Below are 14,800 nucleotides of genomic sequence, written 5' to 3'. Positions count from 1 at the left end.
TACCGTCGGCTTGGATCGTGGTCTGTCTCTTCTCCCTCGATCCTGAGGGGCGTTTCGCACAAGAAACCAACTCGTGGAAGCCAGCGTCAGAGCTCAACTGCCGAGTTCCTTCAGAAAAATCCGAGACGCCCATAAGCGATATCGAAGCAATCGATGGGTCAGTCAATCGGAACAATCGTCGCGACGAATGATACGGCGCGAAGAACAGATGAGTCAATGCCTACATGAGATGGGAACGAAAATGGGCTGTATGACAACCTACCGATTCAGAGTGCTGCTGTTGCCGAACCCGCCGCTCGAGTTCGAGCCCGAAACCGAAGTCTACCGCGAGATCGAGATCGGTAAAGCCAGCACCCTGACGGATCTTCACGAGGCGATTTTCGAAGCATTCGATCGCTACGATACCCACGCCTACGAGTTCCTTACCCGCGACGAACACGGGATCGCCACCCGGAGCTACGTCCATCCACAGTTGTACAGTGGCGACGAGAGCTGGCGACCGATGGACGACGAGGAGATCGACCGATTTCTCGACCACGCGATTCCTGACGATCAGCCCGAAGAAGCCAAAGAGCGATTCCGTGACCTCCGGAAGAACCCACCGGAAGAGGGCAACGCTGCCGAGACTACGATCGACGAACTCGATCTTGATCAGTCACAGACGCTGTTCTACGAGTTCGACTTCGGTGACGGCTGGGAACACCACATCGAAATCGAAGAGATCCGAGAGGGCTCGCTCGCTGACGCTCCGGTCGTCGTCGAGAAGCAGGGAGAGGCACCACCGCAGTATCCCGATCGAAATCGGTGATGATGTCATGCTATATCGTTCCGTTGACAGGGATCGACGAGACACAGTTCGACAAGCGGATACGATTCACGCATCATGAGCATGAGTGACGAGCGGTGGCCACCCATCACAGAAGCAACGATCAGAGACCTCGCCAGGTCTAGCTCCGCCGATCGCGGCCAGTCCTACTACGAGCGCGGCGCAGTCGGTGAGGTGGTTCGCCGTGGGAAGAACGTCCGTGCCGACGTCGAGGGAAGCCAGTACCAACCCTACACGGTCACGATCGAGTTCGACGATGCTGGCGTTGCGCGCACGGAGTGCTCTTGTCCATACGACCACGGAGGAATCTGCAAACACCGTGTGGCGGTCTTGCTGACGTGTCTTCGCAATCCCGAGCGTATCGACGACAGGCCACCTGTCTCGGAATTGATCGAGGGAACGAGTCGGGAGCGCCTCGAGGAGTTGCTCATCGAGCTCGCGGAAAACCGCCCGGAAATTGCCGAGTGGATCGAACCCCGTCTCACGCCTGCAGATGCGACCGCTTCCGACACCACCGTGTCGGTGAATATCGAGTCCATCCGCAAACGGGCGGACCACGCATTGCCAAAGCCTGGACAACGAGGGCACAGCGACGCCTATGCAGAGGCAAATCGGATGGCGTCGGAACTGGATGAGTTGATCGAGCAGGCACAGCAGGCACTGGACGCTGGTGATGGAGAGACAGCAGTAGAGATTCTCGAGGCGGTCACGGAAGTGCTCGCGACCAACCGCTGGCTCGGACTGCTCCCGTACGACGTCACCGACCTCTACGAGACCCTGGCGACGCTGGCCGAGACCTTCGCAGAAGCGATGCTGCTTGTCGAATTGAGCGAGAACGAGCGTGAACAGTGGGCACAGCGCCTCACCGAGTGGGACGAGAAGATACAACACTTTACCGGTAGACCGACGCTTGCTGTTGCCGCCGACGCAGCACGGGAAGGGTGGGACGACGACCGACTCCAGCAGGCTCTCGATGGCGCTCTCACTGAAGGGGAACTCGACGTTGACGAACCGGAGTACGTCGATGGTCTCGCCACGGTACGTCTCTCCGTTCTCGAACGGCAGGGACGTATTGACGAGTATCTCAACCTGGCCAGGGCAGCAGGCAAGACCCAGCAATATGCCGTAATGCTGGCACGAGAGGGCGAGATACAGGCGGCTTCCAACTGCGCGATTGAGACCCTCTCGACACCGCAGTCGCTGCTCGAGATTGCAAAAACACTTCGTGACACTGGCAACCCGATGGCTGCACTGGACGTTGCCGAACACGGACTGGCTGTCGAGGGCTTCCGGAAAGACAAGCTGGCAGAGTGGCTCCGGGATCGGGCTGCGAGTCTGGGCGAAGAGGATCTTGCGCTCCGGGCTGGGATCGTTGCTTTCGAAGAGAGCCCATCGCCGAGTACGTATGGGGCTGTGGAAGAACTCGCAGGCGACGAGTGGGAATCCGTTCGAAGTAAACTCCTGAAGTCACTCCGCGAGCAGCATCCAACGTCGGAACACGCAGCCGAAGTCTTCCTTGAGGAAGACCTGTACGACGAAGCCATCGACGTTGCTGATCGCTCCGACAGATTCGGCGTCGTCGAGACTGTCGTTGAGGCGGTCACGGAACATCGTTCCCAGTGGGTGATCCGTACGTGCAAATCGAACGCCGAGCCGATCGTCGAGCAGGGGAAACACGACAGCTACGAGACGGCTGTCCGCTGGCTCAGATACGCGGGCGAAGCGGCCCAAGAAGGCGACGAATTCGACGAGTGGCGCGAGTACGTCGAGGCGATGCGTGAGGAACACTACCGGAAGTACAAGCTGCGACCCATGCTGGACGACCTACTGGACGAGGTTCGCTCTCCGGTCGATGGCGAGGTGAGTTCCGATGGTTGAGATGGGTCTTCTGTCCCCACACTTATCGTTCGAGCCAGTAGTACCAGTCTTCAATGGCCTGCTCGGTATCGGCACTAGGCTCTATGGGTTCCAATTGCTCCAGTGGGACGCCGAGTTCTCGATTCATCCACTCGACCGTCACGAACATCTGACTGAGAGTTGGTTCTGTCGATGACATTCTCACCACGCGCACCGTTTCGCCTTCCTTTAGCGGAGATTCTTCTCGCTGTTCGACACAGCGAGCTTCGAAGGGAAAGTCAAGGAAATCACCCAGATACGCATACCAGCCCATCGCCGCCTCTTCGGGGCTATATGTATCGACGGTAATCCTCGTCTTGATTCGCTCTTCGCGTTCTTCATCTCGGTCTGAGCGTGTCATGGCCCACCCCCTGCCTGGGTGTGGTACGCTTGCCCGGACTTGAACTCGGTCAACTCATCGATACGAGCTTCCAGATCCTCGATCTCCTGTCGGAGTTCCTCGGCCTCTTCTCCGCCCGTGGCCGCGAGTTGATCTTTCAGGCCCTGAAGACGACTCTCCTTTCGTTCTTCGTCGACCTCGGCCTTGCGGACGTACTCACGCTCTTCAACCTCGTACACGTCGCTCTCGGAGAGTTCGGTTACCTCGAGTGCATCGTCGACTCTCTCGCGATCCACACCCAGTACGCGCTCGCGATCGATCCCGGCTTCTTCGAGCGTTTCTAGGATCTCTTCGTCGCTTTTCAGTGTCCGGTTGCGTCTTGTGGTCCGCTGGACGGATCCGAACGGCCCGCTCACCGGTCGGTCGTGATGGAGTCGATTTAGCAACACGTCGGCGACATCTTGACGAAGGTCGTTTGCATTCCGCTGGACATCGGAAAGTAGCGTGTAGAGGTTCACCAGAGCATCCGTCTCTATCTCCTCTAACACGTCGACTTCGTGTCGCTCGAGTGTATCAACCAGCAATAGTGCGTCCGCATACACCTCACGGTCAGGTTCGGTCCGTTCGTGTTCGTCGGACTCGGATGTCTCCGCAGTGTCGAGGAGCTGGCTGGTTGTCGCTTCCTCTTTCTCCTCGATCGCACCTCGGTCTTCGTCGATCTCGAATCGCGGATGGAGGCTCAACACTGCCGGGAATGGATCGGCGTCTGGCGGAAGTCTATCGAGTTCGAAGTCTCCCGCCTCTTCGGTGATCCGACGATAGAGTGATTCGAACTGATCACGTTGAAGCGGGCGTGTCTCGTCAATCTCACGGTCAAGGAACTCGATGATGACCCGCTGTTCCTGGACGTCAGTAACGCGAAATCGGTCGTGGGATAGCGGCGTAATTAACGTGGCTCCTTCTGGGAGATCATCGAGTTCCTCGAGAAGCGTATGCCACGAGACGCTGAACGGAGCCATACGTTAACGCTTGGAAAGCAGGCTACTAAACCGTGGGGAACAGATCGGCTCCATCGATATCCCATGCTCTTGCGTTCGTCCTCGTTGTGAAACATTCCTCTGAACTGCAACTGTGTCGACTGACGTGGATTCAAGGGACACCTCCACGAACTCTCGGTATGGCCGATGATTCGGATTCCGAAACACCGCCTTCGTTTCTCTCGTCGCTTCCAGATCAGCCGATCACGGATGATATCGTGAAGCAGATCGACGAAAGCGACCACCCGAAAATCCACGGTGCAATGGGGTTTCCCGGCTCGACACCGGGCACGATCGAAGCATTCCTATTGAATATGGAAGAGGCGACTCACGTACTCGTGTTCGACTCGTCCGAGGAACGATGGCGGGCCTACGAGTCGTTCGACAACACCGGCATGGATCATGAAGAAATGATCGATCATGCCACTGAGATTGCGAACGACTGGTTCGCAGAGAGTCTCGCCGACCGTATTGCCGCTGCAGAGGACGCCAATTCAGGACCATGAAAGTGCGCTACTACGCAGACGCGGAGATACGAGAGATGCACAACCACGCGATACGTCTGCTAGCGCAGCTCCATGACGACCACGACATTACTGTGGAGATCGATCGGATCGACGAACAGCATGATCCGATTACTGACCTCCCCGGTGAAGTACGGCGTCTCTCAGCTGAAGAGGTCTACGAGCGCGATCTCAAACGCAATCGTGCCCTGAACGCGGTCATCGAACAGACACCGTCGAAAGCCTTCAAAAACTACGGGAAACTCGACATCGCTGGGAACGTCGCCGTCGTTGATGAGGAGGGAACCGTCCAGTGGGCCACAACCCTTCCAGGATATGCGGACGGGTACGGACCAGGAGCCGAAGCACAGACAGCAATGGACTTTCTCGAAGACATCTCCACGTCGCCGAGTAACCGTATCTGTGTCGAATGTCTACACCTGTTGGACGGCGATGAGAACTTCTGTCCGAACTGTGGTTACGATCTTCCGTAGGCAGGGTGACCGTCTCAGTACGCCAGATGGTCGTGGCTGCGCGCGCAGCGAACGCAGAGAGCGAGCACGGAGCGGAGGGTGGGGTGGCGGGGTTCGGGTTGGTCCGGCACACAGCAAAAATGAAGGGGAGACACGTTGGCTACGCTTCCCACCAGCGGCCGCGCTCCGGGAAGTGGATCATAGTCCATCCGGTGATTGCCAGTGAGACTCGTCCCTGGTACCAGTTTTTCGCTGCCCCGCGAATGCGCACGTGCTCGCCTTCTTCGATCCACGGTGCCTGAGAGGCCTCCCAACTTGTCAGCTTCGTCCTTCCCGTCTCGTCTTCGATCAGCCCGACCTGCTGAATCGTCGGACTCGAGGCGTCCCACAGTTCGATTACACGACCCTCAACGCTGACCTCGCCGCGATTGATCTCCTCGAGTTTCCCGATCGGGACAATCGTCCCTGCTTCGTGAAGCAGCTCTTCTTTCGTCTCCATTACGGCCTCGAACAACGCTGTCCCCTCGAGGATGCGACTTGCGATTCGCTTTGCGATGACCGCCTGACTGTAGCCTCCTGTGACGTCATCAGCCAACCGTTGTGCCTGCTGATTGACCTCCGCCAACTGCTCGCGCTCGAGTTTCTCACGGGGATCTACCCGACGTTCTGACTGCCGCTGCTCACGATGCACCGACTCGACCGTCTTCCGAGTTCGTCGTGCTCGTCCGTTCTGCTGACCGAACTCGGCCTGGGCACTGATACGCTCGAGTTCTTTTTCTCGAGCCCGAATGCGCTCTTCCTGGGCCAGAGTCGCACCGTAGATCCGCTCATCGCTCGTGTCGACGATTCCATCAGGGTGGTTCGCATCGACCTTCGCCTGGATCTCCATCTCGACCGTCGCCCGGAACTCCGGGGTTTCATCGACGACGAACTCCGCATCGGAGTCGCACTCCGCTCGAGCGCCTGCCTGTTCGTACGCCTGTTCATCGACCGAAACGACCTTACTGACTGAATTCTTACTTGACATTGGTTCTCACCAGAACCTGAAGGCGCCCACTCGGCGTCTTCTTCCGACACCACGACTCTCCAGCCGTGGCTCTCGACGTCGACCGACTCATCCACCATGTGCGCTCTCGCTCGCGCCTTCGCTCGCGTCCCCCTGGGGCGCGAGCGAGAGCGCCTATGAAGAAGGCCCAACCAGCACCGCGCGTTGCTCTGCCGAGCGAAGCGAGGCAGAGCTCGAGGCGCGAACGGAGTGAGCGACTCGGCGACCCGCCCGGAGCGAGCGGCCAGCACACAAGCCGGTTTCGTGTCCGTCGAGCGAGCGACTATTGGAGCGAGTGAGACGCAACCGAAAGCGCGCTTGGTGCTGGTGTCGAGACCAGATTCATTTTAGCCCGGCAGTCCGCCCGCTACTGCGGGCAGACCGCCCGGAATGGTCGGTCGCGAGCGAAGCGAGGCGCGACCACCGGGAGCGCCTCGATGTGAACGGTGAACGGTGTGAGCCGTGAGCACGCGGAGGGCGGCAGCGGCGAGCGGGGCGGGCCGTTACGAACTACCAGTCCAACTGGCTCCACCGCTCGGCGCAGCAACTTCCAACTTGCTGGACTCAGAAAAGGCGAGGCCGTCTCGGTCGCCCCCCGACTCCGAAAGCACCACAGGAACGAGGAGCACAGCGGCAGTCGCGGGACGTCGAGTGGCCGAGGGCTTTCAAAGGGTTACGCTTGCTGTCCCGTATTCAGCTCGCTGAGTGCCTGCGTCGCGACCGTCCCTATCCGGACTCCATCGACCGCCGTGACCTCGTGGTCTGCAGCGGAAGTTCGAAACGGAAGGCCGTCAACGAGGATCCGGTGGACGACTGCTCGGACGACTGGGCGCCCGTCCCGATCGACAACCGTGGCTATCGCGGTGTCGAGATGTGCATCTGGGTGATCCGTCCGGGGAGTAACAACTTGTTCGAGCAAGCGCTCACAACCCGTGTCGACGGATGCATGCCCGGGGTTGTTAGTTCGTTCCGGACGTCATAAACTGCCGCTTGATCGGTCATTCCTCGATCGGTGGTTTAAGATAGCGCTCGAGCGCGTCGACGACGGTCTGGACGAACGATTCCGTCAGTCGGCCCTGCTGCCGGACAATCGCGGCGTGCTTCGGTGACGCTGCCACCCACGGTGAGGCGTAGCTCTGCCGGGGCATTCCGCCCTTGACCCAATCAGCGTCATCCAGGGGGATCCCTTCGTCGTGGGGAGTCGTTGTCAGCGTGACCGTTATGTACTCCTCGTCGCCGAACGGGTGATTGTCGTTGTTCAGGATAAGCCATGGCCGCGGATTTTCCCCCGACTTGAACGGATCTGGACCCCAGACGACGTCGCCGCGCTGATAGCTCATTCAGTCTCCTCGTCGTTGACGGCGTGCTCCAGCCATTCGTCCATGTCTTCCTCCCCGAAGCGGTCGTTTGCGGCTCGAGTGCTCTCGACCATGCTCGTGTAGGCGGCGACGTCGTCGGCCTCGCCGAGCGCCCAGTAGTTGCCTTTGTGGCGGACGAGCCCGCGATCTTCGAGGCGTGAGAGGACGACGCTGATGCTTCCGGCGTTCACGTCGGTCGCGTCACGAATCTCGCTCTGGGTGAACGCCTGGTCAGGATACGTGGCGAGGAACCGCATCACGCGGTCGGCGTTCGTCTTCCCACTGTGCTGGAGGCGGTCCGCTGGGGAGGCTTCGAAGGTCTCGATGTCGATGGGCATATGTATTATTGTGTCGCCGAGTGTATTAGATGTATCGACGTATTTTCTGATTGAGTTGGTCGATGGATACCGCTGGGGAGCTGAACCAGCTACTGCTCGACTATATGCGTCTCCGTGGTCGACACTCGTGTCGTTGAGGGGATCAGGACTAGACATGGCGAATCGCGACGCGCACGCGAATGTGCGCCCGCACGCCGTTCGGCGCGGACAAACACGGTAGAGTATTCGTCTTAGGTAACGACCACTAAGCAATGGTTGGTAGTGATGGGGACTCGTGAGGAGTGCGGCGAGAAGCGAGACGTGAGCCATCCAGGCGTTTTCGCAGTTTCGCAATAGCTTTCGACTCTCCCTCACCAGCTTACTGAGGTTTATATGGGATACCGAGACTACTCTCGGTGATGTCCGCTCCCAGCAACCAGAAACGCGACGACCTACTTACCGCGCTCGCACTCACCGAACTATCCGTTTACTACGAGCAGGCCCACCCAGAACTTGCGAACAGAGCCTGGCAGCTGGCGGCTGATCGCCTTATCGAGTACGCTCTTGTGTAGCACTTTGTTGATGAAACGACCTCTTGCGATTGTGCCCTGATTGCGAGGAATAGAGTTACCGGTTAGGAACCGTTCTACACGTAGATCTCAGTCAAGCAGATGAGCAACCCAACGAGATCAACAATCTCCTACAGAAGAGCGTATCCTGGGAATGAATTGGGTGGGCGATAACTATGTGTGCATATTGAGTAGTTCAAATGAGTCTACGAAGAATATCAACTGCTGCAGACATGCCCGGTTGCTCGTCTTCATGGTACCAGCGGAGAGCCAGCGTTGTACCTAATAACGAGCCAACAGTGATGAATCCGAAGAGAACGACAAGCGACATTAAGAACCGAAGTACTGGAATGATGATGTTCTCCATACCTTCATTGCCAGCTGTCAATTGATATTGGTTTTGATCACTATCTGACCTGTACTGACCGCGGGTGTCACGCTTCGTTCTAGACACAAATGTCGTACTACCAACTACTGCTAACACAAAAACTGAAATTCACGCAGTTCTGAATTGAAACTGTCCTCTACGTATGCGTGTCTCCTACCAACATGCGAACGTTCACGGCGGAAATGAGTCGACGCTCCTGCGCTTCACCACTGAGGGTGGCACGCGTGCGTGTGTTCTCGTCGATGCTGGCGACGGTGTCGACGTCGAATCCATGCTCGGCGACGACGAGTATCTAAATGCAATTTTGCTTACTCACGCACACATCGATCACTACCGAACACTCGCGAGAAACGTTCGGCACAGCGCCCCGATTTATACCTCGCCCGCAACGGCGATGATCCTCGAGCAGGCGTTACCTGAAGCCCAGAAGGATAACGACCTCGGCAATATCTCGGTTGCGCTCGACGCTCTCGAGCCAATCGACGAGTGGACGTCGATTCTCCCCACGCTCGAGGTCCGACCGATTGTAACTGGACACACCCCTGGTGCTGCCGGATTCATCATCAGGTTCCGCGACGAGAATTCGGATGACGACCTCCTCAGCGCCGAGCAACACCTCCTCATCACCGGCGATTTCACGACACGACCGTGCGCTGGGTTTCCAGGGCTCGAGACCTCGTACCCGTTTGATATCGACTGTGTGTTGTTGAATGTCTCGAGCGACGATTCGTACACGGCCGCGCTCAACGAGTCACTCGAGACGGTACTCGAGCGTGCGTTTGCCGGTTCGCGAGTCGTGATCGCAACGAGTTCGCTCACCGGCGTCCACTACGCGACGATACTCGCCCACGTTGTAACAGCACTCGAGCGCGAGTTACCGATCTCCCTTGTCGGGCAGGCCGCCAAACTGTACAACGCACTTGAATACGATGAGCCATCGGTCACCCCTATCGAAGTGTTCGAGCGATCTGCGGAGGTACTCGAAGCTGGTGGCGTGACGATTACGGGCCCGGAGTCACCCACGACCGGGAGTTCCCATCGACTGCTCGAAACAATTGGCGACGATCCAGGAGCGTTGTTTCTCCAACTCGCGACAGGAAACGGCGACAGCATCCCGAACACCCAGTGTACAACGCGGTCGGTTCGGCTCTGCAACCATCCCACACTTGAGACGATCGACAACGTCGTCCGCTCACTTGCTCCGATCGAGGTCGTAATCAAACACGCAAGAGGCGAGACGCTCAATCGGTTTCAACGCCGCTTCGATCGGTGTTTCTCCTGGGGAACAAACGACCAAGACGTCCACCGACTCTACGAAGATGGACGCTGGAACGCTCCTGGGTGGATCGCAGAAGCGACTGCGAGACGGATTCGAAGACGCCACTGGGAGGCGGTACAGGAACAATCGCTCGAGGCTGCTACCACACTGGATGTCAACCAGCGCGAACCGATCGATCTCGAGGCCGAAGGCGTCACCCTCGACGCCCTCGAGGCAACGTTTGTACGGACTGCGGCAGATCCATATACGTCGACGGACTCCGATGGTGTGGCATCTGACACTGAGACGCTTCCTACAGAAACGGAATCACTCCAAGAACAGTCGCTTGAGGCAGAACTCCTCGCTCGACTCGATGCGATCGACGCGAAACTCGAATACTCCGAAGAGACAGTCAGGGCTCGCGTGTTACGTGGGGGAGAAGACAACCACTTCCTCCACCTTCTGGATCCGGTGGAACTCGAACCTGGAGAGATTATCGAAATAACGCTCAAGACAAATCCACGTAACGAGTAGTCGAAAAGATGATACATCGAAGGGGTTTTCAATCGACTGACCTAGACACCACCCTCACGAAATCGAACTACGTCGACGTCGATTGGAAGCGTCTCGAAGTCATCATCAGCACCGGCGATGAGTGTCGCATCCCGCTCGTGGGCGAGTGCTACGCCATGTGCGTCCGCAAATGAAATGTGACCATCCGCCTTCACCTCGGCGGCAAGCCGCCAGTCAGCGCGTTCGATTTGAATCCCCCACCGCTCAAACGCACGAAGATCACGATCGGCAGTCCGAAGTGAGTCTGTCGTGGGCTTGTCGTCAACTCCTTCGAAGCGTGCAACGAGATAGAGTACTTCACCAGCGTTGGTCTCTGCTAGCAGCCCTTTGACATCCCCGTCACGAATGTCTCGAAGATACGCTTCGACGGCGCTCCGACCTGGCTCGTCGTAGAGGTATGCGATGATCGCTTCGGTGTCAAAGACGTACCGGTCGCTCATTCATCTTCCGAGTCAGCCGGTCGGAGTCGGTCAGCACGGGCCTCTTCACGCCGGCGTTCCTCGTGTTTCAGTTCGCGAACCCGGTCGAGTACGTCACCACGGTTGCGGTCGGTGTCGGCGTGAATCCCACCTAACTCTTCGAGCGACGGGATTGGTTCGACGATGATCCGCTCGTCTTCCTCGTAAATGAACACCTCACCAGGGGTGTCGATCCCGAACTTCTCTCGGAGCGGCTTCGGGATCGTTGCCTGTCCCTTCTGCGAGACCCGTACGACTTCTGGATCTCGAGTACTACTCGACATATTATGTTGTACTATGGGATCGATATACTACTAATTGTCGGTAGAAAAACCTCCTGACTCATCCAACGTCCTCACTCGAAGGTATCTGACTCTGCTGGGGCACCATCTCCCTCGTCACGGGAAGAAAAATCCATCTGATCGTGGACATCCGGAAACAGGTGCTCAAAGAAGGGATCGAGCGTCCAGTCAACAGTCAGCGCTGACGCATAGCGGCTCGGTACACAGACTTGAAAGGGGAGTCAGGTTTCTGGGTGGTCGTAGCGATGGAACCGATATTTGCCCGTCCGCATTACCCAGTACCGTCCGTCAAACTCGAGAAGATCGTCGTTACCCTCAGCTGTTGAGAGGAGATCCGAGATACCTGTGTCGGTGATACCACGATCATGTGCCAGGTCCGTGATTTCTTCAACAGTGGCTCCCGGGTTCTCCGCCACAACATCCAGAATCCGGTCGTATGCCTCTGGCATATGTTAGGAGATCCGGTGTTCGACGATTGCGTCTGATTCGCATGCTGGACAGGTCTCGGTATCACTATCGACAGTGGTTCCACAGCGCCGGCACTCGTACACGACCGCTGTCTCTGTCTGAGTTGTCCGGGCTAGCAACCGGTTCATCTCTTCAAATAGCATGGGACGACAGTTATTGCGGGTTCACGACGTCTTGACACTCGGGACACTCGGCGTATACTGCCAAACCCGAGTCTGTTTCGTACTCAAGGATCACGTCGATCGTCGTGATCTCGGCGTGGCAGAATGGGCAGGTGCCGAGAGATGGAGGATTTGTCGTGGACATGAGTTACTGCAGGTCTTGGAGGGGGAAGCGCGTGTGACTGCGCCAGGGTGTGGTGTGTCTGCCCCCTCTACAATCAGTATCCAACCTAGGACAGTATATATTCGACCCAGCCTCAGTGAAACTGAAACCTCTGGTATTAGAGTGTAAAGTCCCTATCTCTGGCATATCCCGAGTTAGTCGCCGCCAGTCGCTTCGTCGAGCGACCGAGTGTACATCAGTTCCCGCTTTGGGCGGGTACGCCGTAATCGATGTGGACCTCCGGTGTGCTCGGCGATTCTGGTGCCGGTACGCCGTTCCAGTCGACAACGTGTATGTTTGCCATCTGGCCGGAGAACCGGAACCGCATCACTCCGGTATCGACCGCGCCCTCTGCGGCGTGGTCCGTAACGACCGTGGCTTCCTCGAGTGGATCAGCACCGACCAGTTCAATCTCGCCGTCGACGGTAATTTCGTAGTTCGAAGGGACATCTCTGCCCACAATAGTAACGAGATGTGGCAGAGTGTCGGTAGTCTCAGCGGACATGCTCCGACGAGACTATCCTGCCAGTATAAGCCTTTTCTTCGATACAACCGTCAGAGCCAGTGAACGTCCGCTCCGACTGAATGCGCGTCGACTCACATATCGACGTACTGGTTTTCCCACTCCTGTCGCTCCTGGATTACTTCCTCACCGTCATCGGTGATGGCGTAGTAGTTTGTCCGCCGATCGAGTTGTCCCTTCTCGGTGAACTCCTTGTTGACGAGCGTATCCAGGTTTGGATAGAGGCGACCGTGATTGATCTCACTCTCGTAGTACCCCTCAACCTCATCCTTCACGTCCTGCCCAGATGGCTGATCAGAACCTGCAATCACGTACAACAGATCACGCTGAAACCCGGTGAGGTCGTTCATTCTACAAGAGTCTTCAACGAACCTGTATTTGACTTCTTTTCCGGCTCAAACCGAGTGTTATCAGTCTGTGACATTCCTCCGTTCATGGCTGTCTTGACGATATCGAGATACACTTCGCCGGCCTCAATGCTAGCAAAACGCTCCACAAGCATGTACGCGATCCGCTCCTGGTGCGACCGGGAGCGGTCGCACGCGAGGATACTCATTATGAACGCAACGGTGAGCGAAAAATCCACGTCGCCACCGAACCGCTCACTGGCTGGCGCCATATTACGGTTACGCCAAGACGACGCAAGCGCGAGTTCGTCGAACAGTCAGTCCCGCGGCGTTGGCGAGACGCAAGCGTCTCGTGGACGTCGGCGAGTTGCTCTGTGCCTCTGAAAGTGTGTGTCCAGTTCCAGATTGCGCCGTGAGAACGGTCAGTGCCGAATAATTCGAGGACTGCGACGACCTCCCAAATTGACAGTCCCACCGAATGGAGACGCATCTCGAACACCCTGATGGGTGTCGGGGTGTGCTCGTTCTCCCAGACCTCATCACAGTCCACGTCGAAGCTCTCTCTGAGCAGGTTGGCGAGTTGCATAGCCACTTCTCGCCACCACTTACTCATTCCTCAAACTCTCATCCAGACAGTGCCCTGCTGGTCAATCAGTCGCCTGGCCTGCTTCGCGAATCGCGTCTGGATCGAATTGATCAAATTGTGGGAAATCTTCCCCTCTAGTTTCGGAGAGCGCTTCTGCCCCGCTGACTTGTGAGTTGATTAAATTGTTCAGTTCTGCACCCCATTCTGGGGCAGGGGTCGAATTGATATGCGCTACCCACTGGTCAATCGCGTCAAGCCGTTTTGCCAGACGGTCAGGGTCGATATGTCTATCGAATCTACCCGTTTTCCGCTTGACGTTTGAGCTCATGATATTCCCCTTCTACCTCATACTTAGAGACCATTGCATCTAAAAGTCCGCTATTCAATTCACCTTTACAGATTTTAAACAAATAGGTGGTAGTGCTGGCGGAAGGCGTTTAGTGTCACTGATTTCAGAGCAAAGTCTGCTTAAGTGGAGATGTAGTCGATTGTTTGTGCTACCACGTCCTCTATACGTTCGTCAGTGAGCGAAGTCAAATAGAATTCTACTTCTGCAGCACTGTTGAGAGTTACGAGTGACCATGGAAGAACATGGCTTCGTTTCCCAAGTGGATCGCCCTCGTAGTCGCCGTCTCTAAGCGTAAGCGATTCTTCGTGATAGGTCTTCGAAGAGAGCAGGGCAGTAATGAGTTGTAAGCCGTGGGTAGAGTACTGAGGTGTTCCCAAAACGAGCATTGGACGTCCTTTCTCCGAGAGCGGGTCGGTTCCCCAGACGATGTCACCACGTTCCAGTTCTTCGAATGCGGTCACTGCACGTTCTCCATTTCATCGGTCTGTAGCTCTTCGAGATGTTCCGCTCCGTACTGCTCGTCTGCGGCCTCGTGATACTGGTGTAGCCGGTAGGCAGATTGGAGCCGTTCCTTGTCATCTGTAATCGCCCAGTATGGGCGCTTGTGCCGCACGATGCCACGCTCTTTCAATCGTGAGAGGATTGCACTGACGGTATCCGCTTCCAGATCGAGGCGCTTAGCGATCACCGCTGCCTTCCACGCACGATCGTCGTTTTTGTCGAGGAACGAGACAATCCGCTCGGTGTTGTTTCGCTCCTCGAATGCGTCGTCGTCGGCGTTCTCGAACTCGTCGATACCGATATTGCCGCTCGACATGGATCGATGTTGGTACTGTTGGAACATAGTTGTTTGGTGCGTT

Annotated in this window: 23 protein-coding genes and 1 pseudogene; 6 read left to right on the top strand and 18 right to left on the bottom strand. The window is 57.0% G+C overall.

Annotated elements, in window-relative coordinates; translation table 11 throughout:
• The first annotated feature begins 250 nt into the window (after positions 1 to 250).
• Together AB7C87_RS07715 and AB7C87_RS07710 are read left to right on the top strand one after the other, a co-directional pair.
• Positions 251 to 808: an IS1096 element passenger TnpR family protein gene (locus AB7C87_RS07715; RefSeq protein WP_369728849.1), complete on the top strand. Its 558-nt coding sequence runs from the start codon at positions 251 to 253 to the stop codon at positions 806 to 808.
• A gap of 75 nt (positions 809 to 883) precedes the next feature.
• Positions 884 to 2,704: an SWIM zinc finger family protein gene (locus AB7C87_RS07710; protein ID WP_369728848.1), complete on the top strand. Its 1,821-nt coding sequence runs from the start codon at positions 884 to 886 to the stop codon at positions 2,702 to 2,704.
• A 22-nt stretch (positions 2,705 to 2,726) separates the two neighbouring features.
• Here the strand turns inward: AB7C87_RS07710 and AB7C87_RS07705 are convergent, their stop codons facing one another.
• Together AB7C87_RS07705 and AB7C87_RS07700 are read right to left on the bottom strand one after the other, a co-directional pair.
• Positions 2,727 to 3,083 carry a calcium-binding protein gene (locus AB7C87_RS07705; protein WP_369728847.1) on the bottom strand — a complete coding sequence of 119 codons (357 nt, stop codon included), beginning with the start codon at positions 3,081 to 3,083 and terminating at the stop codon, positions 2,727 to 2,729.
• The gene (locus AB7C87_RS07700) at positions 3,080 to 4,081 is read right to left on the bottom strand and encodes a DUF7983 family protein (protein ID WP_369728846.1); all 1,002 of its coding nucleotides are present in this window, start codon (positions 4,079 to 4,081) and stop codon (positions 3,080 to 3,082) included. Before AB7C87_RS07700 ends, AB7C87_RS07705 begins: the two co-directional genes overlap by 4 nt.
• Positions 4,082 to 4,239: 158 nt before the next feature.
• Between AB7C87_RS07700 and AB7C87_RS07695 the strand changes: the two genes are divergently transcribed.
• Positions 4,240 to 4,605, top strand: a complete 366-nt coding sequence (locus tag AB7C87_RS07695; protein ID WP_369728845.1) for a DUF7964 domain-containing protein — start codon at positions 4,240 to 4,242, stop codon at positions 4,603 to 4,605.
• On the top strand, positions 4,602 to 5,096 hold the full coding sequence (locus tag AB7C87_RS07690; RefSeq protein WP_369728844.1) for a zinc ribbon domain-containing protein: 495 nt from the start codon (positions 4,602 to 4,604) through the stop codon (positions 5,094 to 5,096). Before AB7C87_RS07695 ends, AB7C87_RS07690 begins: the two co-directional genes overlap by 4 nt.
• Before the next feature lie 139 nt (positions 5,097 to 5,235).
• Here AB7C87_RS07690 and AB7C87_RS07685 read toward each other — a convergent pair whose 3' ends face one another.
• The 4 genes from AB7C87_RS07685 to AB7C87_RS07675 form a co-directional block, all read right to left on the bottom strand.
• A complete protein-coding gene (locus tag AB7C87_RS07685) occupies positions 5,236 to 6,102 on the bottom strand; it encodes a DNA-binding protein (RefSeq protein WP_369728843.1) in 867 nt (288 codons plus the stop codon).
• Between the two features lie 691 nt (positions 6,103 to 6,793).
• On the bottom strand, positions 6,794 to 7,039 hold the full coding sequence (locus AB7C87_RS24250; protein ID WP_502260109.1) for a DUF8158 family protein: 246 nt from the start codon (positions 7,037 to 7,039) through the stop codon (positions 6,794 to 6,796).
• Between the two features lie 79 nt (positions 7,040 to 7,118).
• Entirely contained in the window at positions 7,119 to 7,460 is a 342-nt protein-coding gene (locus AB7C87_RS07680; RefSeq protein ID WP_369728842.1) for a type II toxin-antitoxin system PemK/MazF family toxin, read from the bottom strand.
• On the bottom strand, positions 7,457 to 7,816 hold the full coding sequence (locus AB7C87_RS07675; RefSeq protein WP_369728841.1) for a MarR family transcriptional regulator: 360 nt from the start codon (positions 7,814 to 7,816) through the stop codon (positions 7,457 to 7,459). The genes AB7C87_RS07680 and AB7C87_RS07675 overlap by 4 nt, the downstream gene beginning before the upstream one ends.
• A gap of 398 nt (positions 7,817 to 8,214) precedes the next feature.
• Between AB7C87_RS07675 and AB7C87_RS07670 the strand changes: the two genes are divergently transcribed.
• The gene (locus AB7C87_RS07670; protein WP_369728840.1) at positions 8,215 to 8,367 is read left to right on the top strand and encodes a hypothetical protein; all 153 of its coding nucleotides are present in this window, start codon (positions 8,215 to 8,217) and stop codon (positions 8,365 to 8,367) included.
• Between the two features lie 193 nt (positions 8,368 to 8,560).
• Here AB7C87_RS07670 and AB7C87_RS07665 read toward each other — a convergent pair whose 3' ends face one another.
• Positions 8,561 to 8,731 (bottom strand): hypothetical protein, encoded by a 171-nt coding sequence (locus tag AB7C87_RS07665; protein ID WP_369728839.1) that lies wholly within the window; start codon positions 8,729 to 8,731, stop codon positions 8,561 to 8,563.
• Positions 8,732 to 8,894: 163 nt separating this feature from the next.
• Here AB7C87_RS07665 and AB7C87_RS07660 point away from each other — a divergent pair, with 163 nt between their 5' ends.
• Entirely contained in the window at positions 8,895 to 10,544 is a 1,650-nt protein-coding gene (locus AB7C87_RS07660) for an MBL fold metallo-hydrolase (protein ID WP_369728838.1), read from the top strand.
• Positions 10,545 to 10,585: 41 nt separating this feature from the next.
• Here AB7C87_RS07660 and AB7C87_RS07655 read toward each other — a convergent pair whose 3' ends face one another.
• The 11 genes and pseudogenes from AB7C87_RS07655 to AB7C87_RS07610 form a co-directional block, all read right to left on the bottom strand.
• Entirely contained in the window at positions 10,586 to 11,023 is a 438-nt protein-coding gene (locus tag AB7C87_RS07655; protein WP_369728837.1) for a PIN domain-containing protein, read from the bottom strand.
• Complete coding sequence (locus AB7C87_RS07650; RefSeq protein WP_369728836.1) at positions 11,020 to 11,325, bottom strand: AbrB/MazE/SpoVT family DNA-binding domain-containing protein; 306 nt, start codon at positions 11,323 to 11,325, stop codon at positions 11,020 to 11,022. The genes AB7C87_RS07655 and AB7C87_RS07650 overlap by 4 nt, the downstream gene beginning before the upstream one ends.
• A 239-nt stretch (positions 11,326 to 11,564) precedes the next feature.
• Positions 11,565 to 11,792, bottom strand: coding sequence for a hypothetical protein (locus AB7C87_RS07645; protein WP_369728835.1), 228 nt, complete (start codon positions 11,790 to 11,792; stop codon positions 11,565 to 11,567).
• A gap of 172 nt (positions 11,793 to 11,964) precedes the next feature.
• Positions 11,965 to 12,117, bottom strand: coding sequence for a DUF7837 family putative zinc-binding protein (locus AB7C87_RS24200; protein WP_440590505.1), 153 nt, complete (start codon positions 12,115 to 12,117; stop codon positions 11,965 to 11,967).
• 214 nt (positions 12,118 to 12,331) lie between these two features.
• Entirely contained in the window at positions 12,332 to 12,640 is a 309-nt protein-coding gene (locus AB7C87_RS07640) for a hypothetical protein (protein WP_369728834.1), read from the bottom strand.
• 92 nt (positions 12,641 to 12,732) lie between these two features.
• A complete protein-coding gene (locus AB7C87_RS07635; RefSeq protein WP_369728833.1) occupies positions 12,733 to 13,008 on the bottom strand; it encodes a PadR family transcriptional regulator in 276 nt (91 codons plus the stop codon).
• Positions 13,005 to 13,277: a hypothetical protein gene (locus AB7C87_RS07630; protein ID WP_369728832.1), complete on the bottom strand. Its 273-nt coding sequence runs from the start codon at positions 13,275 to 13,277 to the stop codon at positions 13,005 to 13,007. Before AB7C87_RS07630 ends, AB7C87_RS07635 begins: the two co-directional genes overlap by 4 nt.
• 82 nt (positions 13,278 to 13,359) lie before the next feature.
• A pseudogene (locus AB7C87_RS07625) lies at positions 13,360 to 13,591 on the bottom strand (IS6 family transposase); the annotation flags it as partial.
• A gap of 61 nt (positions 13,592 to 13,652) precedes the next feature.
• Complete coding sequence (locus AB7C87_RS07620; protein WP_369728831.1) at positions 13,653 to 13,919, bottom strand: DUF8150 family protein; 267 nt, start codon at positions 13,917 to 13,919, stop codon at positions 13,653 to 13,655.
• Positions 13,920 to 14,059: 140 nt separating this feature from the next.
• Positions 14,060 to 14,401: a PemK-like protein gene (locus tag AB7C87_RS07615; RefSeq protein ID WP_369728830.1), complete on the bottom strand. Its 342-nt coding sequence runs from the start codon at positions 14,399 to 14,401 to the stop codon at positions 14,060 to 14,062.
• Positions 14,398 to 14,757, bottom strand: a complete 360-nt coding sequence (locus tag AB7C87_RS07610) for a MarR family transcriptional regulator (RefSeq protein WP_160048251.1) — start codon at positions 14,755 to 14,757, stop codon at positions 14,398 to 14,400. Before AB7C87_RS07610 ends, AB7C87_RS07615 begins: the two co-directional genes overlap by 4 nt.
• Positions 14,758 to 14,800 lie beyond the last annotated feature (43 nt).

The organism is Natrarchaeobius versutus (assembly GCF_041205745.1).
GTDB lineage: Archaea > Halobacteriota > Halobacteria > Halobacteriales > Natrialbaceae > Natrarchaeobius > Natrarchaeobius versutus.
The sequence above is the reverse complement of the archived record's forward strand: the minus strand, read 5'-3'. Positions and strand labels throughout refer to the sequence as shown.